The 18,995-nt window shown below is 71.9% G+C and carries 21 protein-coding genes; 4 read left to right on the forward strand and 17 right to left on the reverse strand.

Annotation, left to right across the window (positions count from 1 at the left end; all coding sequences use genetic code 11):
* Nucleotides 1-6 precede the first annotated feature (6 nt).
* A complete protein-coding gene (locus RI138_RS27630) occupies nt 7-483 on the reverse strand; it encodes a hypothetical protein (protein WP_096626192.1) in 477 nt (158 codons plus the stop codon).
* A gap of 204 nt (nt 484-687) precedes the next feature.
* Between RI138_RS27630 and RI138_RS27635 the strand changes: the two genes are divergently transcribed.
* Both RI138_RS27635 and RI138_RS27640 read left to right on the forward strand, forming a co-directional pair.
* A complete protein-coding gene (locus RI138_RS27635; protein WP_311122064.1) occupies nt 688-1,323 on the forward strand; it encodes a mycothiol-dependent nitroreductase Rv2466c family protein in 636 nt (211 codons plus the stop codon).
* A gap of 11 nt (nt 1,324-1,334) precedes the next feature.
* Nucleotides 1,335-1,463: a hypothetical protein gene (locus RI138_RS27640; protein ID WP_311122065.1), complete on the forward strand. Its 129-nt coding sequence runs from the start codon at nt 1,335-1,337 to the stop codon at nt 1,461-1,463.
* Nucleotides 1,464-1,465: 2 nt separating this feature from the next.
* On the opposite strand, the gene RI138_RS27645 is transcribed toward RI138_RS27640, so the two are convergent.
* From RI138_RS27645 to RI138_RS27710, 14 genes are all read right to left on the reverse strand, one after another.
* The gene (locus RI138_RS27645; RefSeq protein ID WP_311122066.1) at nt 1,466-2,230 is read right to left on the reverse strand and encodes a sirohydrochlorin chelatase; all 765 of its coding nucleotides are present in this window, start codon (nt 2,228-2,230) and stop codon (nt 1,466-1,468) included.
* A gap of 8 nt (nt 2,231-2,238) precedes the next feature.
* On the reverse strand, nt 2,239-3,165 hold the full coding sequence (locus RI138_RS27650) for an ABC transporter permease (RefSeq protein WP_311122067.1): 927 nt from the start codon (nt 3,163-3,165) through the stop codon (nt 2,239-2,241).
* Complete coding sequence (locus tag RI138_RS27655; RefSeq protein ID WP_311122068.1) at nt 3,152-3,943, reverse strand: ABC transporter ATP-binding protein; 792 nt, start codon at nt 3,941-3,943, stop codon at nt 3,152-3,154. The genes RI138_RS27650 and RI138_RS27655 overlap by 14 nt, the downstream gene beginning before the upstream one ends.
* Nucleotides 3,944-3,984: 41 nt before the next feature.
* Nucleotides 3,985-5,097: an ABC transporter substrate-binding protein gene (locus tag RI138_RS27660; RefSeq protein ID WP_311122069.1), complete on the reverse strand. Its 1,113-nt coding sequence runs from the start codon at nt 5,095-5,097 to the stop codon at nt 3,985-3,987.
* Nucleotides 5,098-5,339: 242 nt separating this feature from the next.
* Nucleotides 5,340-6,683, reverse strand: coding sequence for a sulfate adenylyltransferase subunit 1 (locus RI138_RS27665; RefSeq protein WP_311122070.1), 1,344 nt, complete (start codon nt 6,681-6,683; stop codon nt 5,340-5,342).
* 1 nt (nt 6,684) lies between these two features.
* Entirely contained in the window at nt 6,685-7,620 is a 936-nt protein-coding gene (gene cysD / locus RI138_RS27670) for a sulfate adenylyltransferase subunit CysD (RefSeq protein WP_311122071.1), read from the reverse strand.
* Nucleotides 7,617-8,162 carry an adenylyl-sulfate kinase gene (gene cysC, locus RI138_RS27675; protein ID WP_010059288.1) on the reverse strand — a complete coding sequence of 182 codons (546 nt, stop codon included), beginning with the start codon at nt 8,160-8,162 and terminating at the stop codon, nt 7,617-7,619. The genes cysD and cysC overlap by 4 nt, the downstream gene beginning before the upstream one ends.
* 23 nt (nt 8,163-8,185) lie before the next feature.
* A complete protein-coding gene (locus RI138_RS27680) occupies nt 8,186-8,902 on the reverse strand; it encodes a phosphoadenylyl-sulfate reductase (RefSeq protein WP_311122072.1) in 717 nt (238 codons plus the stop codon).
* Entirely contained in the window at nt 8,899-9,078 is a 180-nt protein-coding gene (locus RI138_RS27685; protein ID WP_096626210.1) for a hypothetical protein, read from the reverse strand. The genes RI138_RS27680 and RI138_RS27685 overlap by 4 nt, the downstream gene beginning before the upstream one ends.
* Nucleotides 9,075-10,772, reverse strand: coding sequence for a nitrite/sulfite reductase (locus RI138_RS27690; protein ID WP_311122073.1), 1,698 nt, complete (start codon nt 10,770-10,772; stop codon nt 9,075-9,077). The genes RI138_RS27685 and RI138_RS27690 overlap by 4 nt, the downstream gene beginning before the upstream one ends.
* Before the next feature lie 116 nt (nt 10,773-10,888).
* A complete protein-coding gene (locus tag RI138_RS27695; protein WP_309486338.1) occupies nt 10,889-10,972 on the reverse strand; it encodes a putative leader peptide in 84 nt (27 codons plus the stop codon).
* A gap of 190 nt (nt 10,973-11,162) precedes the next feature.
* Nucleotides 11,163-11,759 (reverse strand): GNAT family N-acetyltransferase, encoded by a 597-nt coding sequence (locus tag RI138_RS27700; RefSeq protein WP_311122074.1) that lies wholly within the window; start codon nt 11,757-11,759, stop codon nt 11,163-11,165.
* Between the two features lie 49 nt (nt 11,760-11,808).
* A complete protein-coding gene (locus RI138_RS27705) occupies nt 11,809-13,113 on the reverse strand; it encodes a GAF domain-containing protein (protein ID WP_398863865.1) in 1,305 nt (434 codons plus the stop codon).
* A gap of 305 nt (nt 13,114-13,418) precedes the next feature.
* Nucleotides 13,419-15,056, reverse strand: a complete 1,638-nt coding sequence (locus RI138_RS27710; RefSeq protein ID WP_311122075.1) for an acyl-CoA dehydrogenase family protein — start codon at nt 15,054-15,056, stop codon at nt 13,419-13,421.
* A 74-nt stretch (nt 15,057-15,130) separates the two neighbouring features.
* On the opposite strand from RI138_RS27710, the gene RI138_RS27715 reads away from it, so the two are divergent.
* Nucleotides 15,131-16,246, forward strand: a complete 1,116-nt coding sequence (locus tag RI138_RS27715; RefSeq protein WP_096626218.1) for a YihY/virulence factor BrkB family protein — start codon at nt 15,131-15,133, stop codon at nt 16,244-16,246.
* Nucleotides 16,247-16,266: 20 nt separating this feature from the next.
* Nucleotides 16,267-17,031 carry an AraC family transcriptional regulator gene (locus tag RI138_RS27720; RefSeq protein ID WP_311122076.1) on the forward strand — a complete coding sequence of 255 codons (765 nt, stop codon included), beginning with the start codon at nt 16,267-16,269 and terminating at the stop codon, nt 17,029-17,031.
* On the opposite strand, the gene RI138_RS27725 is transcribed toward RI138_RS27720, so the two are convergent.
* Entirely contained in the window at nt 16,959-17,363 is a 405-nt protein-coding gene (locus RI138_RS27725) for a VOC family protein (RefSeq protein ID WP_096626222.1), read from the reverse strand. The genes RI138_RS27720 and RI138_RS27725 overlap by 73 nt on opposite strands.
* A 64-nt stretch (nt 17,364-17,427) precedes the next feature.
* Complete coding sequence (locus RI138_RS27730) at nt 17,428-18,978, reverse strand: 3-hydroxyacyl-CoA dehydrogenase (RefSeq protein WP_311122077.1); 1,551 nt, start codon at nt 18,976-18,978, stop codon at nt 17,428-17,430.
* Nucleotides 18,979-18,995: the final 17 nt, after the last annotated feature.

Genomic DNA, 18,995 nt, shown 5'->3' on the forward strand with positions numbered 1-18,995 from the left:
CCGGACTCAGATGCCCGCGGACGCCATCTCGATGATGGAGCGGTAGTAGGCGGCGGTCGAGACCACGCACGCACGGTAGGTGCGGTTGTCCTTCACCACCAGGAAGTAGTCCCGCAGGTTCTTCCAGTACTGGACGAGATACCCGAGGCCCGGTACGAAGCCCGGCGGCCGGGGGACGAGGGCGAACGCCTCCGAGCACTGGAGGATGCGTTCGGTCGCCTGCGAGAGCACCCCGGCGACCTCGGCGTTCATGTTCCATCCGGCGGCCAGCTGCGGCGTCCAGATCGCGCCCGCGATCTCCCTCAGACGCTCCTGCTCCTCGGGCGTCGGATCGGCCTGGAGCCGGAACGCCTCGGCGGTCGTCGGCGCACCTGAGTGCCCGCTGCCGACGGCCAGGGCGGGCGCGGCCGCCCCGGCGGTGAGCAGCGCGCCGGACAGCACCAGCGCCAACGCCGGAATCGTCGTGGACCTGCGTCTTCTCATGATGGTTCCCCTCCCGGACGCCCGCCGTGCCGACGGGACCGCGCACGGTCGTTCCGCGCGAACCGACGCTGACATGAGGCCCGTTGCTCGTCAACGGCGCCTGTTCGGCCGTTCCCGCACCTGGCAGGCGTACCGAAGTGGCCCACCGCACCAGGTACTCATTGGCCCGGGAGCCCACACCAATCACTGCCTAGGCTGAGGCGCATGAGCACGCACCGCCCCGCCTCCGCCCCCGCCCGCACCTCCGTCGACTTCTACTTCGACCCGGCCTGCCCGTTCGCCTGGATCACCTCCCGCTGGATGCTGGAGGTGGAGCAGCAACGGGACATCGAGCTCCGCTTCCGCCCCATGAGCCTGTATCTGCACAACCAGGGAAACGAACTGCCCGACTGGTATCGCGAACTGGTCGACAGATCGATCGGCCCCGTCCGCGTCGCCGTCGCCGCGGCCGCGGCCCACGGCGACGGCATCCTGCGGGACCTCTACACCGCCCTCGGCACCCGCATCCACCGGCACAAGGAGGAGGACTTCGACGCGGTGATCGCCGCCGCCCTCGCCGAACTGGGCCTGCCCGCCGCCCTGGCGGAGGCCGCGCACTGCACGGCGTACGACGAAGAGGTCGCCCGCTGCCATGACGCGGGCAAGGACCCGGAGCAGGAGGCGTACGTGGGCACGCCGACGATCCACGTCGACGGCACGGTGTGGTTCGGCCCGGTCCTCAACGCGATCCCGCGCGGCGAGGAGGCGGCGGAGCTCTTCGACAGCTTCCGGGTGCTGGCCAACCACCATGGGTTCTTCGAGCTCAAGCGGGCGCGCTCGGGTGGGCTGTCCTACGACTGAGCCGCTGGGAGGTGTCCCGTGCGCGAACGCGGTCGCCCGGCCCCGGCGTGCTGGAGCGGCGCTTCACCTGGTCGGTCGCGGCGGAAACCCTGGCGGGCGCGGCAGTCGGCTGCGCGATCAGCGGGCTGGTCGTGGTGTAGCGCTACGCCGACAACGACGCCCCCACCGTCACCCGCGCCTCGTCGTACCGGTCCAGCAGCAGCCGCGCCAGCTCCGGCGCGGGGCCCAGCACGCCGGCCAGCACATCCGCCCCGGCCGCCTCGGCGCCCGCCGCGATGCGGTCGGGGAGCCGTCCTGGAGCGATGACGTAAGGGGCCACCGCCACCCGGCGGACCCCCTCGGCGCGCAGGGCCCGTACCGCGTCCTCGGTACGGGAGAAGCCGCCGGCATGAACAGCGGAGGCGAACGCAGGCCGCACGGCGCACCAACCGGTGTGCCGCAGCTCCCGCGCGATTTCAGCGATCACTGCGATCGCCTCCGGGTCTGTGGATCCCGCCGAGGCCAGGACGAGCCCGGTCCGGGGGAGGTCGCCGGGACGGACCCCGGCCTCCCGCAGCCGCCGGGTCAGAGTGGCGTTGAGCAGCGGGGAGGGGCCGAGTACGTCCGCCTGGCGGATGTGCAGCCGCGGCAGCCGGGCCCGGGCCTCGCGCAGGACCGAGGGGATGTCGGTCTTGGCGTGGAACGCCCGGGTCAGGAGCAGGGGCAGGGCGGTCACCTCGTCCGCCCCCTCCGCGGCCAGGCGCTCCAGCACCCGGGGCACGGAAGGAGCGTTGAACTCCAGGAATCCCGTCTCCACGCGCAGCCCCGGCCGCTCGGCCCGCACCCGCTCGGTGAGCGCGTGCACGGTGGCGGCGTGCCGCGGGTCGCGGCTGCCGTGGGCGATGAGGAGAAGAACGGGCTGGGACATGGCGTGACTCAGTTCTTGACGAGGAGTCCGCGGCTGCGCAGCACCCACCGCTCCAGCGGACTGAAGATCAGCAGGTCGATCGCGATGCCGACGAACAGGATGAGCAGGATGGAGAGGAAGATCCCGGGCATGTCGAAGTTGCTGCGACCGTTCTCCAGCAACTGGCCGAGTCCCAGGCCGAGGTCGGGCGAGGAGACGATGATCTCGGCGGCCATCAGCGAGCGCCAGGAGAAGGCCCAGCCCTGCTTGAGGCCCGCCAGATAGCCGGGCAGCGCGGCCGGGAGCACGATGTGCCAGGTCCCGCGGACGCCGGTCGCGCCCAGGGTGCGGCCCGCCCGCAGGAACAGCGGCGGCACCTGGTCCACGCCCGATACCAGCCCGTTGGCGATCGAGGGCACCGCGCCCAGCAGGATCACCGCGAACATCATCTGGTCGTTCAGCCCGAGCCAGATCACCGCCGGGGCCACCCACGCCACCGACGGCAGCGACTGGAGCCCGGCCAGGATCGGCCCGATCGCCGCCCGGACCAGCTTCACCCGGGCGACCAGCAGCCCCAGCGGCGTACCGATGGCCACCGCGAGGAGGAAGCCGAGCAGACCACGAGAGACGCTGGTCCAGACGACCTCCAGGAGTGTCCCCTTGAGCCACATGTCCCTCGCGCTGTCCCACACCGCGGACGGCGGCGGCAGCTTGTGGACCTCGGTGACCTCGGCGCGGACCAGCAGCTCCCAGACGACGAGGACCAGGGCCACCGCCACGACCGGCGGCAGCACCTTGTTCCGCAGGACCTCGCCGACGGGGGTGCGGCGGATCTGCACCGCGTCCAGGGCGTCGAGGCCCGCCTCCAGGCCCGCCAGGTCGTCGGGCCTCGCGTCGTCCAGGCCGTCCGGCCCGTCCGGCCGCTTCCGGCCGGACGTGATGTCAGTGCTGGCCATGTCGGCGGATCTCCCCACGCAGTTGTTCGGTGATCTCGACGGACAGCTCCGCCACCGCCTTGTCCTCGATGCGGCGCGGCTGCTCGATGTCGACCGTCCACTCCCGGGCGATCCGGCCCGGCCTCGACGACAGCAGCACGACGCGCTGCGCGAGCCGTACCGCCTCACGCACGTTGTGGGTGACGAAGAGGACCGAGGCGTTCGTCTCCCGCCAGATCCGGGTCAGCTCGTCGTGCAGCACATCGCGGGTGATCGCGTCCAGCGCTGCGAACGGCTCGTCCATCAGGAGCAGTTGGCTGTCCTGGGCGAGCGCGCGCGCCATCGCCACCCGCTGCCGCATACCGCCCGAGAGCTCGTGCACCCGCTTGCCGTACGCGCCGCCGAGTCGGACGAGGCCGAGCAGCCGCTCGGCCTCGCCGCGGCGCTCCGACTTGGGCACCCCGCGCAGCCGCAGGGCCAGTTCGATGTTCTTGCCCGCGGTCAGCCACGGGAAGAGGGCGTGCTCCTGGAACATCAGGGCCGGTCGCCCGCCGGGGGTCTCGATGGACCCCGCGGACGGGCGGTCGAGTCCGGCCACCAGATTGAGCAGCGTCGACTTTCCGCACCCGGAGGCCCCCAGGAGGGTGACGAACTCACCCGGAGCGACATCGAGGTTGATGTCGTCCAGGACGAGCTGCTGCCCAGTGGGCCCGGCGAAGGACTTCGAGACGTGTGTGAGACGGGCGGCGTGCTCGACCGCCGTACGGTCCTCGGCCTTGGTGAGGGTGCTGGTCGCCATGGTCGTCACCTCCTGGGATTCCTGGGTCCTGTACGGGTTGGCTACTTGACGCCGAGACCGGCGTCGGCGACCTCGGGCCGGCCCTCGGCCTTGAGGATCTTGTTCAGCGGGCCCAGGTCGTAGATGCCCGACAGCTTCGGGTCCTCCAGCAGACCGGCCCGCACCGAGTGCCCCGCCTGCGTCCTGAGCGTGGTGGCCAGCGGGTCGCTGGTGAACTCGATGGACTCCCACGCCGGATCGAGGATCTCGGTGGGCAGCGGTTTGCCGCTCAGCTTCTCCAGCGCCTTGTTCGCGGACGCCTTGGCCTCTTCGGGGTTGTCGTCGATCCACTTGTTGGTGGACATCGACCCCTTGATCACGGCCTCGACGACGTCGGGGTGCCTGTCGAGGAACTTCTGCGACACGACGATGTGCGTGATCACGAACTTCTTGTCCGGCCACAGGTCCCTCTCGTCGAGAAGCACCTTCGCGCCCTCGGAGACCAGCTTCGACGCGGTCGGCTCGGGGACCCAGGCGCCGTCCAGGGAACCGGCCCGGTAGGCGTCGGGCGTCACCTTGTTGTCCGAGCGGACCACGGAGAGATCGCCCCCGCCGCTCTGCGGGTCGACCTTCCAGCCCTTCTCGGCGATCCAGTTGAGGAAGGCCACGTCCTGGGTGTTGCCGATCTGCGGGGTCGCGATCCGCTTGCCCCTCAGGTCGTCCACGGTCTTGATCTTCTCCGGGTCGACCACCAGCTTCACCCCGCCGGAGGCCGAACCGGCCACGATCCGCAGGCCCTTGCCCTGGGTCCTGACGTAGGCGTTGATGGCGGGGGAGGGGCCGATGAAGCCGATGTCGATGGACCCGGCGTTGAGCGCCTCGATCTCGGAGGGGCCGGCGTTGAAGGCCGTCGACTCGACCTCGGTGCCGCCCAGCTCCTTCTGGATGGTGCCTTCCTGGATACCGACCAGGGCGGTGGCGTGCGTGATGTTCGGAAGGTAGCCGACCCTCACGGTGTCCGCGGAGAGCTTCCTGCCACCGGTGGAGACGTTCGCCCTCGCGTCGTCGGCCTGGGCCTGGGAGCCGTAGCCGCAGGCGGTGGCGGCCAGGGCGAGCAGGGGCAGGGCGGCGGCGGCGACCAGGCCGCGGCGAACGCTGGAACGTGGGGCAGACACGGAAGGTGTTCCTCTCCTTGGCCCGGTGCTCACGTCCCGCTGGTGCTCAGGGGGGCGCGGCCGGGAGATCGGCAGGTCTTCGGCGGTAGGGACGCTGCGGGTGCGGGTGGTACGGGTGGGCGCGCAAGCGGTGCGCGTACGTCATCACGCACATCGCCCGACCCCGCCCTGGCCACTGCCGAGGGCGCCGCTGCCCACGCGGCCGCCCTCCTTCGCGAAGGTGGAGAAGAAGTCGCCGGCCATCAGAAGTCCCACTCGGCGTCGTCGGCCGCGCTGCCGCCTGCTTCGGCCACCGCGGCGAAGGACGCCCCGGCCATACCGGCGCTCAGCGTCGTACCGTCCGCCGGGTCGATCAGCAGGAAGGAGCCGGTGCGCCGGGAGTCCGCGTAGGCGTCGAGCGCGAGCGGCTCGGCGGTCCGCACGACGACCCGGCCGATGTCGTTGGCGACCAGCTGCCCGGGGGCCGGGTGCTGGGACAGGTCGTCCAGGGTGAGCCGGGAGGGGATGTCCTTGACGATCGCCTTGACCGTACGGGTGGTGTGCTTGAGCAGCACCCGCTGGCCCACCGAGAGCGGCTGGTCGGCCACATGGCAGACGGTCGCCTCGACGTCCTGGGTGACCGGCGGCGCGTCGACGGCGGGGGCGATCAGGTCGCCGCGCGAGATGTCGATGTCGTCGGCCAGCCGGAGCGTCACCGACTGCGGCGCCCAGGCGATGTCCACGCTTTCGCCGAGCGCGTCGATGCCCGTGATCGTCGTGGTGCGCCCGGAGGGAAGCACCGAGACGGACTCGCCTACGCGGAAGGCCCCGGCGGCGATCTGACCGGCGTAACCCCGGTAGTCGGGGTGCTCGGCGCTCTGCGGGCGGATCACGTACTGCACGGGGAAGCGCGCGTGGCAGGCGGTCAGGTCGTGGCTGACCGGGACCGTCTCCAGGTGCTCCAGGACGGTCGGCCCGCCGTACCAGTCCATGTGCGCGGACGGCTCCACCACGTTGTCCCCGGCCAGCGCCGAGATCGGGATCGCGGTGATCTCCGGGACGCCGAGCGAAGCGGCGTACGCGGTGAACTCCTCGGCGATCGCGGCGAACACGGGCTCCGCGTAGTCGACCAGGTCCATCTTGTTGACGGCCAGCACCACGTGCGGGACGCGCAGCAGGGCTGCGACGGCGGCGTGCCTGCGGGTCTGCTCGACGACCCCGTTGCGGGCGTCGACCAGGACCACGGCCAGCTCGGCGGTGGAGGCGCCCGTCACCATGTTGCGGGTGTACTGCACATGGCCCGGGGTGTCGGCGAGGATGAACCGGCGGCGGGCGGTGGCGAAGTAGCGGTACGCGACATCGATGGTGATGCCCTGCTCGCGCTCGGCCCGCAGCCCGTCGGTCAGCAGCGCCAGGTCCGGCGCATCCTGGCCGCGGCTCAGCGAGGCCTGCTCGACGGCCTCCAGCTGGTCGGTGAGGACCGACTTGGAGTCGTGCAGGAGGCGCCCCACGAGGGTGGACTTGCCGTCGTCGACCGACCCGGCGGTGGCGAACCGCAGAAGGGTGGTGGCCGACAACTGCTCGGCCGACAGGATGGGTGTGGTCATCTTAGAAGTACCCCTCGCGCTTGCGGTCTTCCATCGCGGCCTCGGACATCTTGTCGTCGGCGCGGGTCGCCCCCCGCTCGGTGAGCCGGGAGGCGGCGATCTCGGTGATCACGGCGTCCAGCGTGGTGGCGTCGGAGTCGACGGCACCGGTGCAGGACATGTCGCCGACCGTGCGGTAGCGCACCAGACGGGTCTCGGTGACCTCGTGGTCCTTGGGCCCGCCCCAGTGACCGGCCGTCAGCCACATGCCGTTGCGGTTGAACACCTCGCGCTCGTGGGCGAAGTAGATCTCCGGCAGCTCGATGCCCTCGCGCTCGATGTACTGCCAGACGTCCAGCTCGGTCCAGTTGGAGATCGGGAAGACCCGGACGTGCTCACCGGGGGCGTGCCGCCCGTTGTACAGCTGCCACAGCTCGGGGCGCTGGCGGCGCGGGTCCCACTGCGAGAACTCGTCCCGCAGCGAGAACACCCGCTCCTTGGCGCGAGCCTTCTCCTCGTCGCGCCGCCCGCCGCCGAACACCGCGTCGAAGCGGTGCTGTTGGATCGCCTCCGTGAGCGGAACGGTCTGGAGCGGGTTGCGGGTGCCGTCGGGGCGCTCGCGGAGCTTCCCGGCGTCGATGTACTCCTGCACGGAGGCGACGTGCAGCCGCAGCCCGTGCTTCTCCACCGTACGGTCGCGGTAGTCCAGGACCTCGGGGAAGTTGTGCCCGGTGTCCACGTGCAGCAGCGTGAACGGCACCGGCGCGGGCGCGAACGCCTTCAGCGCCAGGTGCAGCATCACGATGGAGTCCTTGCCGCCGGAGAACAGGATCACCGGCCGCTCGAACTCTCCCGCCACCTCACGGAAGATGTGGACCGCCTCGGACTCCAGCGAGTCCAGGTGGCTGAGCGCGTACGGATTGACGGTGCCCTCCGGCACGGTGGTGACGGCACTCACGCCAGGCCCCTCTCGGTGAGCAGCGCGTGGAGCGCCGCCGCTGACTCCTGCACGGTCTGCTGGTGCGACTCGATCCGCAGGTCGGGCGATTCGGGGGCCTCGTAGGGGTCGTCGACCCCGGTGAGACCGCTGATCTCGCCCGCGGCCTGCTTGGCGTACAGCCCCTTCACATCGCGTACGGAGCACACCTCGACGGGTGTCGCGACGTGCACCTCCAGGTAGGTGGTGGACTCGGCGGCGTGCCGCTTGCGGACCGCCTCGCGGCTGTCGGCGAACGGGGCGATGACGGGGACCAGCACCTTCACGCCGTTGGCGGCGAGCAGCTCGGCGACGAAGCCGATCCGGGCCACGTTGGTGTGCCGGTCCTCGCGGGAGAAGCCGAGGCCCGCGGAGAGGAACTCCCGGATCTCGTCGCCGTCGAGCACCTCCACCTTGTGGCCCTCGGTCCGCAGCCGGCCCGCCAGCTCGTACGCGATGGTGGTCTTGCCCGCGCTCGGCAGACCGGTGAGCCAGATCGTGGCTCCCGTCTCCGTCACGCTCATCGAACTCTCCTGATCAGTCGTCATCAGCCGTGCAGCCCGCATTCGGTCTTGCCCCGGCCCGCCCAGCGGCCGGCCCGCGCGTCCTCGCCCTCCAGCACCCGGCGGGTGCAGGGCGCGCAGCCGACGGAGGCGTAACCGTCCATCAGCAGCGGGTTGGTGAGCACCCCGTGCTCGGCGACGTAGGCGTCCACGTCGTCCTGGGTCCAGCGGGCGATGGGGGAGACCTTCACCTTGCGGCGCTTGGCGTCCCAGCCCACGACCGGGGTGTTCGCCCGGGTCGGGGACTCGTCGCGCCGCAGCCCCGTCGCCCACGCCGCGTACGCGGTCAGGCCGTCCTCCAACGGCTTGACCTTGCGCAGCGCGCAGCACAGGTCCGGGTCGCGGTCGTGCAGCTTCTCGCCGTGCTCCGCGTCCTGCTCGGCGACCGTCTGCCGCGGGGTGATCGTGATGACGTTGACGTCCATCACCGCGTCCACCGCGTCCCGGGTCCCGATGGTCTCCGGGAAGTGGTAGCCGGTGTCCAGGAAGACCACGTCCACGCCCGGCAGCACCCGCGACGCCAGGTGCGCGACCACGGCGTCCTCCATCGAGGAGGTGACGCAGAAGCGCGGCCCGAAGGCGTCGGTCGCCCACTTCAGGATCTCGGTCGCGGAGGCGCCCTCCAGCTCCCGTCCGGCCTGCTCGGCCAGCTCCTGGAGCTCCCGGTCGGTGAGCTCTCCACTCAGCAGAGTGTCCGTCATATCCGGTCCTCTCCAACGTCGTTGCGCTGAACGCCCCGGGTCAGCAGGCCCAGGAACTTCAGCTGGAACGCACGGTTGCAGGAGGCACATTCCCAGGCGCCGTGGCCGGTCTCGTTGGGACGGAGGTCCTCGTCGCCGCAGTACGGGCAGTAGAACGGGGCGGCTCGCTCGCTCATGACAGCGACTCCGCACTGGCGCGCGCCGCCCAGGCCGCGAAGCGCTCACCGTCCTCGCGCTCCTCCTGGAAACGGCCGAGCACCCGCTCGATGTAGTCCGGCAGTTCGGCCGAAGTGACCTTCAGACCACGGACCTTGCGGCCGAACCCGGCCTCCAGCCCGAGCGCGCCACCGAGGTGCACCTGATAGCCCTCGACCTGGTTGCCCTCGTCGTCCAGCATCAGCTGGCCCTTGAGACCGATGTCCGCGACCTGGATACGGGCGCAGGCGTTCGGGCAGCCGTTGATGTTGATGGTGATCGGGTGGTCGAACTCCGGGATGCGGCGCTCCAGTTCGTCGATGAGGGACGCGCCGCGCGCCTTCGTCTCGACGATCGCCAGCTTGCAGAACTCGATGCCGGTGCAGGCCATCGTGCCGCGCCGGAACGGGGAGGGCGTGACCCGCAGGTCCAGCGCCTCCAGACCGGCGACCAGGGACTCGACCTGCTCCTCGGCCACGTCCAGGACGATCATCTTCTGCTCGGCGGTGGTCCGCACCCGGCCGGAGCCGTGCTGGTCCGCCAGGTCGGCGATCTTGGTGAGCGTGGTCCCGTCGACCCGGCCCACCCGCGCGGCGAAGCCGACGTAGAAGCGGCCGTCCTTCTGCCGGTGCACCCCGAGGTGGTCGCGCCAGGTCTGGGCGGGCTGCTCGGGCGCGGGCCCGTCGACCAGCTTGCGCTTGAGGTACTCGTCCTCCAGGACCTGGCGGAACTTCTCCGCGCCCCAGTCCGCGACCAGGAACTTCAGGCGGGCGCGGGTGCGCAGCCGCCGGTAGCCGTAGTCGCGGAAGATCCCGATGACCCCGCCGTACACGTCGGCCACCTCGTCCAGCGGCACCCAGGCGCCGAGCCGGACCCCGAGCTTGGGGTTGGTGGACAGGCCGCCGCCGACCCAGAGGTCGAAGCCGGGGCCGTGCTCCGGGTGGTTCACGCCGACGAAGGCGATGTCGTTGATCTCGTGCGCCACGTCCAGCTGCGGGGAGCCGGAGACCGCGGACTTGAACTTGCGGGGCAGGTTGGAGAAGTCGGGGTTGCCGATGAACCGGCGCTGGATCTCATCGATCGCGGGCGTGCCGTCGATGATCTCGTTCTCGGCGATGCCCGCGACGGGGGAGCCGAGGATCACGCGGGGCGTGTCACCGCAGGCCTCGGTGGTGGACAGGCCCACCTCTTCGAGGCGCCGCCAGATCTCGGGCACGTCCTCGATCCGGATCCAGTGGTACTGCACGTTCTGCCGGTCGGTGAGGTCGGCGGTACCGCGCGCGAACTCCTGGGAGATCTCACCGATCACCCGCAGCTGCTGCGTGGTCAGCCGGCCCCCGTCGATGCGGACGCGCAGCATGAAGTACTCGTCGTCCAGCTCCTCCGGCTCAAGGACGGCCGTCTTGCCGCCGTCGATGCCGGGCTTGCGCTGGGTGTACAGCCCCCACCAGCGCATACGTCCGCGCAGGTCGTTCGGGTCGATGGAGTCGAAGCCGCGCTTGGAGTAGATCGTCTCAATACGTGTCCGTACGTTGAGACCGTCGTCGTCCTTCTTGAACTGCTCGTTCCCGTTCAGGGGGGTGTGGTGGCCCACGGCCCACTGACCCTCACCACGGTGGCGTCCGGCCTTGCGGCGGGGTGTGGTGGTCGCAGGCTGTTCCGGGGTAGCGGCCATGACAGTACGTCCTTCGGGACTGCAGGAGGGCGGCTCTGAGCGGCGCACTCGCGCTGAGGCGCGGCGGTGCGCAGGGGCGGTTCAGAGGTAAGAGGGTGCGGCGGGTGCTGAGGCTCTCAGCTCGCCGGACAGATGGCGCTGGACATGCGGCCGAGGTCGACGTGGCGTCGACTCACCAAGGCAATTCCAGTTCCAGACATGACGGAAGCGTGTCACGCGCATCTCGGGACAGTCCACCACTATCCATTATGTGGACGCCATGGTCCCGAAGGGTGAGATGGTGTGGTGCCGGTCACAGGGGTCGCCCGTGGCATTGGCGACAAAACGCCCAGAGAGGGAGGCCGGGGCCCGGAAGCAAGGGGGCGGTGGCTCCACCGCCCCGGGCCTCGGTCAGGAGCCGTACGCCCCGGGCCACGGTCCGGGCGTCGCCACCTCGGGCTCCACCTCGGTCCTCGTGTCGAAGAGCCGGAAACCGCGCCGCAGATAGTTGTCCATCGCGTGCGGACCATCGTTCGAGCAGGTGTGCAGCCACACCCGCTTCGTCGCGGGCCGCCCCGGCCAGCGCTCCGCCAGGTCCCAGGCGCGCGCCGCTGCGTACGACAGGAGATGGCCGCCGATCCGCCGCCCCCGGAACGCCGGGATCAGCCCGAAGTACATGATCTCGACCACGCCGTCGTCCTGCGGGTCCAGCTCCGCATACCCGGCCGGAGTCCCGTTCGCGTACGCCACCCAGGTCTCCGCCCCGGGCCGCTCCAGTGTCGCCTGCCACTGGGCGTACGTCATCACCAGCCGGTCCGTCCACCGGATGTCGCCGCCCACGGCCGTATAGAGGAAGCGGCTGAACTCCGGCAGCGGCACCTCGGACCGGACGATGCGTACGTCCCCCTCCGGCACGGCCGACGGAAGCAGATCGGCGGGCGAGGTCTGCTCCAGCGACCAGACGGTCACCTCGGTGGTCGGCGCTGCGGGCTGCGGGAAGTCGCTCATGACCGCCAGAAAACCATGCCGCCGGACCCCCGCACACGGCGGCCCCGCCTCAGCCGGCCCCCGCTCTCCCGCGGGCGCCCGTCACCACCGGCGCCTTCGAGTGCGGCAGCAGATCGCCCGGGTGCTCCGGGTGGACCACTTCCACCTCCACCCCGTCCCCGAAGCGGTACGGGCGGTGCGCCAGCACCGGGGCCAGATGGCGCCGCAGCCGGGAGATCTCGGCCCGGACCGTCACCGTCCGGGTCGCGTCCCCGAAGATGTCCCGCGCGAGCTCGGACGCCGTCCGCCCCTCCCGGTGCACGGACAGCGCGAACAGCAGCTCCGCGTGGCGCGGCGAGAGCCGCTGGGTGCTGGTGCCCAGCGGACCTGTCAGATGCACCGCGAGCCCCCGGGGCCGGCTCAGATCCAGCACCACCCGGCGGGGCGGCCCCTCCGCCCCGCCGTCGCTCACCTGCACCAGCCAGCCGCCCGGCAGCGGCTCCACCCGGCACATGCCGAGCGAGGGCAGCCACACCCGGCCCGGCCGCAGCGACTTCGGCAGCGGCAGCCGGTCCACCGGAGGCATCCCCGTCACCGCCGCCAGCCGCCCATGTGTGTCCACCGCCAGCGCCCGCCCGCCGATCCGGCACAGGATCGGCGCGGCCACCGCACGCAGCCGCTCGATCTCCGCCAGGTGTCGGTTGCGGATCTCGCCCTCGGCGAGCCGGGCCACCGAGTCGACCAGCGCCAGCGTCGCCGGATGGAACGTGGACGCCGGGCCGCTGATGTCCACGACCCCGATCAGCCGTCCGTCGCGCGGATCGCGCACCGGGGCCGCCGCACAGGTCCAGCCGTGCAGCGCCCGGATGAAGTGCTCGGCCGAGTGCACCTGGATGGGGGCCCGGGCCGCCAGCGCCGTACCGATCGCGTTCGTCCCCGTCGCCGCCTCCGCCCAGGCCGCCCCCTCCTCCAGGCAGATGTCGTGGGCCCGGCGCAGTACTCCGGTGTTGCCCTGCCGCCACAGCACCCGGCCCTCGGTGTCGGTGACCACCATGATCTGCTGCGCGGCGTCCGCGATCGAGGCGAGCCCCGACCGCAGCAGCGGCATCAGCTCACCGAGCGCCGTGCTGCGCCGCCGGTGCTCGATCTCGTCCGCCTCCAGCAGCTCGCTCTCCGGCGACTGCTCCGGGTCTATGCCGCTGCGCACCACGCGGTTCCAGGAGGCGTCGATCTCGGCCCGGGGCGCGACCCTGGTCCGCTCACCCGTCAGCCGGGCCTCCCGGGCCCGGTGGAGCAGCCGCGTCGCCCCGCGGTCCGCCCCTTCGCCGGTCACCCGCACCACCCCGGCAGAACCCTTCTCCGCCATGGCCGCCATCCCCCGTTCCCCCGAGTCCCCCGTTCCCCCCGAACGCTTCCGCCCAGTGCACACAATGGTTGCAACCCTTTGCAACTCTGGCGACGCGACGCGCGACTGTACGAGAGTGGCGGAACACCGTGGGCCGGGCCTGTTCCGGCTCTTCGGTGGTGCAGAAGCATGGAGGGTGGTGCCGTGTCGGCGCAGCACCACCCTCTGTCGCTCGCCCGCCCCCGGTTCTCCCGGATCTCGAACTCCATCGCATCCCCTGAGCTGGGGTGTTGCGACGACCACTAGAACTCAAGCGTTCCTCGGGGGCTCACGGCCTACGAGGCGTCCGGCCGGGCCCGTGCCACCACCGACGCCAGATCCAGCGTGTGCGGCAGCGTCCCGAACGCCGCGCCCCAGTCCCCGCCGAGCCGCGAGGCGCAGAAGGCGTCGGAGACCTCCGGCGGCGCCCAGCGCACCAGCAGCGAACCCTGGAGCACCAGCGCGATGCGCTCCACCAGCCGCCGGGCCCGCGCCTCGATGCCCTCCAGGTCAGCCAGTTCGGTCAGCAGATCCTTGATCGCCGCGTCCAGCCGGTGATCCGCCCCGCGCGCCTTCCCGACCTCACGCAGGAACGCGTCCAGCGCCTGCGGCTCCCGTTGCAGCGCGCGCAGCACATCCAGCGCCTGGACGTTGCCGGAGCCCTCCCAGATCGAGTTCAGCGGCGCCTCCCGCAACAGCCGGGGCATCCCCGACTCCTCCACGTACCCGTTGCCGCCCAGGCACTCCAGCGCCTCGCCCACCACGGCCGTGCACCGCTTGGTGACCCAGTACTTCGCGGCGGGCACCGCGAGCCGCAGGAAGGCCCGCTCCTCCTCGGTGTCCGTGTCGTACGCCGAGGCCAGCCGCATCGCCAGGACCGTCGCCGCCTCCGACTCCAGCGCCAGGTCGGCCAGCACGTTGCGCATCAGCGGCTTCTCGATCAGCAGCCCCCCGAACGCGCTGCGGTACGCGCTGTGATGGATCGCCTGCGCCACCGCCTGCCGCATCAGCGCCGCCGAACCGACCACGCAGTCGAGCCGGGTGGCCGCCACCATCTCGATGATGGTGCGCACCCCGCGCCCCTCCTCGCCGACCCGGCGGGCCCACGTCCCGTCGAACTCGACCTCGCTGGACGCGTTCGACTTGTTGCCCAGCTTGTCCTTCAGCCGCTGGATCGCGAACACGTTGCGCGTACCGTCCGGGAGCACACGCGGCACCAGGAAGCAGCTCAGCCCGCCCGGCGCCTGCGCGAGCACCAGGAAACCGTCCGACATCGGCGCCGAACAGAACCACTTGTGCCCGGTGAGCAGATACTCGCCCTCGCCGGACAGCGGCTCCGCCCGCGTGGTGTTGGACCGCACGTCGGTGCCGCCCTGCTTCTCCGTCATGCCCATCCCGAAGAGCACCCCGCTCTTCCGCACGGCGGGCCGCAGCCCCTCCTCGTACGTGTGCGAGGTCAGCAGCGGCTCCCACTCGGCGGCCAGCGCCGGATCGGTCCGCAGCGCGGGCACCGCGGCATGCGTCATCGACAGCGGGCAGCCGTGCCCCGCCTCGGCCTGCGTCCAGACCAGGAACCCGGCCGCGCGCCGCACGTGACCGGCCGGACGCCCCCAGGCGTCCGTCAGACCGGCCGACACGGCATGGCTCAGCAGCCGGTGCCAGGACGGATGGAACTCCACTTCGTCGATCCGATTCCCATAACGGTCATGGGTGCGCAGAACGGGTGGGTACGTATTCGCCTGCGCCCCCCATTCCTGGGCCTGGGCGGAGCCCGCGGACCGGCCGAGCTCCCCGAGCTCCGCCAGCGCCCCGGGCAGAACTCCGGTCGCGATGTGCCGTTCGACGGCCTCGGTCAGGGCCCGGTCGGCGGCAAAGACGTCATAGCCGACCAGCGGCGGAACCTGATTGGTCACTGTGTGGGTGGTGGCTGCCATGCGGATACGGTAAGGAGGTGCAGGCAGCAAATGAAACACCCGAGCGGCCATCGGGCCGGCTCCACCGGGCGCGAGTGCTCTACCGCAACGTCTCCAAGCGGCAGATGGCATGGCACTTGCTCAAGGACACCGTCAACTCGTGCATCGAGTACCGCATCCTGGGACTCGCGGCCGAGGCGGCGTTCTTCACGCTTCTCTCGCTGCCCCCGCTGCTGCTCGGCCTGATCGGACTGCTCGGCTACGTCGACGAGTGGACGACCACCACCACGGTCGCCTCCATCGAGCGCAACATCCTCTCCGCCGCCCAGACCGTGCTCTCCGAGCGCGGGGTCAACGACTTCGCCAAACCGCTGCTCGCCGACGTCACGACCGGGGCCCGCCCCGACATCATCTCCATCGGCTTCGCCATCGCCCTGTGGTCCGGCTCCCGCGCGGTGAACGTCTTCATCGACACCATCACCGTGATGTACGGACTCGACGGCCACCGCGGGATCGTCAAGACCCGGCTGCTCGCCTTCCTGCTCTACGTCGTCGCCCTGCTGCTGGGCGCGGTGGTGCTGCCGCTCCTGGTCGTCGGGCCGGACCGGGTGGTCGAGTTCGTCCCCTGGGGCACCGAGGTCATAGCCGTCCTGTACTGGCCGCTCGTCATGGTGCTGACCATCGCGTTCCTCACCACGCTCTACCACGTGTCCGTCCCCGTGCGTTCGCCCTGGATCGAGGACGTCCCCGGAGCGCTCGTGGCGCTCGGCATGTGGGTGTTCGGCAGTTTCCTGCTGCGCATCTACCTCACCAACACGGTCGAAGGCCCCACGATCTACGGTTCGTTGGCAGCGCCCATCGCCGTCCTGCTCTGGATCGGCATCTCCGCCTTCGCGGTCCTGGTCGGCGCGGCGGTCAACGCGGCCATCGACCGGGTGTGGCCCTCGCTCGCCACCGCCGAAGCCCGCGAGGCATCCGAACGCGTCCGGGCCGCGCAGGCCGCCGAGTTCGTCGCCCGGACCCGCGCGACCGCCTACGAGAGCACGGACACGGAAGACGACGAGGACGACGGCCCCGCGTACATGCCCTCCGAGTTCCCCGAGCGCTGGTCCCGCTTCCTGCCGCCCGACGACGTGAAGTCCCGGCTGCACGCGACCTGGGAGAAGGACTCCAAGGAGTCCAGGACCTCCAGGGAACCGCCGTCGTCCTGACGCCGCGCTAGCGTGGAAGCATGCCCCGCCAGAGGTACGAGGAGAGGCCGTCCCGGCTGGACGGCGCCGTCGTCTGGACCCTGGACGCCCCGCCCGGCTCCCAGCAGCCCGCCCGGTCCGTGCTCCCCGACGGCTGCATGGACCTGATCTGGACCGGCGGCCGCCTGATCGTCGCCGGACCCGACAGCCACGCCTTCGAGGTGGACCCGCGGAACCGGGGCTCCTGCGCCGCGATCCGCTTCGCCCCCGGCACCGCGCCGACGCTCCTGGGCGTACCGGCACACGAGCTGCGCGACCACCGGGTGGAGCTGGACGCCCTCTGGCCCCGGCCCGCCGCCCGCAGGCTCGTCGAGCGGATCGACCGGGCCCCCGACCCCGCCGCCGCCCTGGAGGACGCCGCCCTGGACCTGGCCGCCGGCACCGGACCGCCGGACCCGCTCACCGTGGCGGTCGCGGACCGGCTGCGACGCGGCCGGTCCGTCGCCGCGACGGCCGCCGAGGTCGGCCTCGGAGCCCGCCAGCTGCACCGCCGCTCCCTCGCGGCCTTCGGCTACGGCCCCAAGCTCCTGGCCCGAATCCTCCGCCTCCAGCGCGCCCTGACCCTCATCCGCACCGGCCTCCCGTACGCCGAGGCGGCATGCCGGGCGGGCTGCACCGACCAGGCCCACCTGGCCCGAGAGATGCGCGACCTCGCCGGAACGACGCTCGGGGCCTACTTCGCAGCAGGGGACGCGGAGGCGAACAGCGAGACCCCGCAGCCGTCCGGGTCCAGCACCACCGCATAGCGCTGCCCCCACTCCGCGTCCCAGGGCTTCGCATGGCCCCGGTGACCGGCCTCGACGAGGTCCGCGTACAGGGCGTCGACCTCCGCCGGGTCCTCGCAGGCGAACGCCAGCCCGAGCCGCTCGCCGCCCGCCGGGCGCTTCCAGGCGGGGTCGAACGAGGCGATGACCTCCTCGGTGTCCCACAGCAGCCGCTGCCCGCCCGGCAGGGTCACCTCGACATGGGGCGCGGATTCCGCCCCCTCGGGGATGTCGAGGCCGAGCCGCCGGTAGAAGGCGAGCGAGGCCGCCAGGTCCGCCGTGATGATGCCGATCGCGTCGAGTCGTGGAGTCATGCCCCGACCGTAGGAGCACGCCGTCCCGGCCGTCTTGTACGAATCGGACGTCCGACCCCGCCCCTCATTCCAGGCAGTCCGCGGGCGAGGTCCCCGGGTCGGTCAGGGCCAGGCCCAGGGCGGCCCGTTCGGTGATCCACCGCGTCGGCCGGTGGCGCGGGTCGCCCGTCGTCGCGTGCAGTGCCCGCTGGAGCTCCAGCATTCCCGCGGCCCCGATCCGCTCGCCCCATGCCAGCGGCCCGGCCGGATAGCCGAGGCCCGCGGTCACCGCGAGATCGATATCGGCCGGCGCGGCCAGCGAGCGCTCCGCGATCGAACAGCCGACCGCGACGACGGAGGACAGCAGCCGCTGCGCGACCGACCCCGCCGTGTCCCGCACCACCGACACCCCGTACGGCTCCCCGCCCTCGGCGGACCGCGCCAGCACCCCACGCGCGTCGCGGGCGGCCCCCCGGTCGGAGGCGGGCGTCACCGCGAGCACCCGCCGCCGCCCGGCCGAGGGCAGCACCTCGACCCCGAACGTACGCTCCCGGGGGAGCCCGCCCTCCGCGATCGCCGCCGCCACCGACGTCCCCCACACCGGCACCAGCACCACGGCCTCCGCCGACGGCCCGCCGCCGCGCTCGACGCGGACCCCCGCCGCCTCCAGCGAGCCGGTCAGCCCCTCCTCGTACGCCGCGACCTCCCGCCGCCCGGACGTGGCCAGGAACACCGGGCGCTCCGCGTTCCCGCCGACCGGGCCCTCCGGCGCGGGGCCGGACGCCCCGTCCCCGTACGCGTACCAGCCCCGGCCCGTCTTGCGGCCGTGCAGCCCCGCCACCACCCGGTTCGGGGTGAGGAAGGAGGGGCGCAGCCGGTCCTCGTACCGGAAGCCCTCCCAGATCGAGTCGATCACCGCGGCCGTCACATCGAGACCGGTCAGGTCCATCAGCTCGAAGGGGCCCATCCGCAGCCCCAGGACGTCCCGGGCGATCCGGTCGATCTCCGCCGGGTCCGCCACCGACTCCTCCAGCAGCGCCAGCGCCTCGGTCACCAGCCCCCGCCCGGCGTGGTTGACCAGGAATCCGGGGGTGTCGGCGACGGTGACCGCCCGGTGGCCGCACCCCTCGACCAGCTCGGTCAGCCGGGCCGGGATGTCCGGACGGGTCGCCGCGCCCGGCACCACCTCCACGATCCTCATCAGCGGCACGGGGTTGAAGAAGTGCAGCCCGGCCAGGCGCGAGGGGTCCTGGAGCGTCGCCGCGATCCGGGTCACCGACAGGGACGAGGTGTTCGTCGCGAAGACGGCGGACGAGGGCAGCGCCCGCTCCAGCTTCCCGAACACCTCGGCCTTGGTGGCCAGGTCCTCCCGTACCGCCTCGATGACCAGCTCCACCTCCGGACCGGCCGCCCAAGGATCACCGAGCGGCACCAGCCGGGCCACCGCCCCGTCCCGGTCCGCGGCGGTCATCCGGCCCTTGGCAACCGCCCGGTCCAGCATCGAGGCGACGAAGTCCAGGGCCTCCGTCACCGCCTCGGGCCGTACGTCGGCGAGTTCCACGGTGTGCCCGGCGCTCGCCGCCCACTGGGCGATGCCACGGCCCATGGCCCCGGCTCCGACGATCCTGATACGCATGGCAGTGGGGCCCTTTC

This window comes from Streptomyces durocortorensis, assembly GCF_031760065.1.
In the GTDB taxonomy this organism is placed as follows: domain Bacteria; phylum Actinomycetota; class Actinomycetes; order Streptomycetales; family Streptomycetaceae; genus Streptomyces.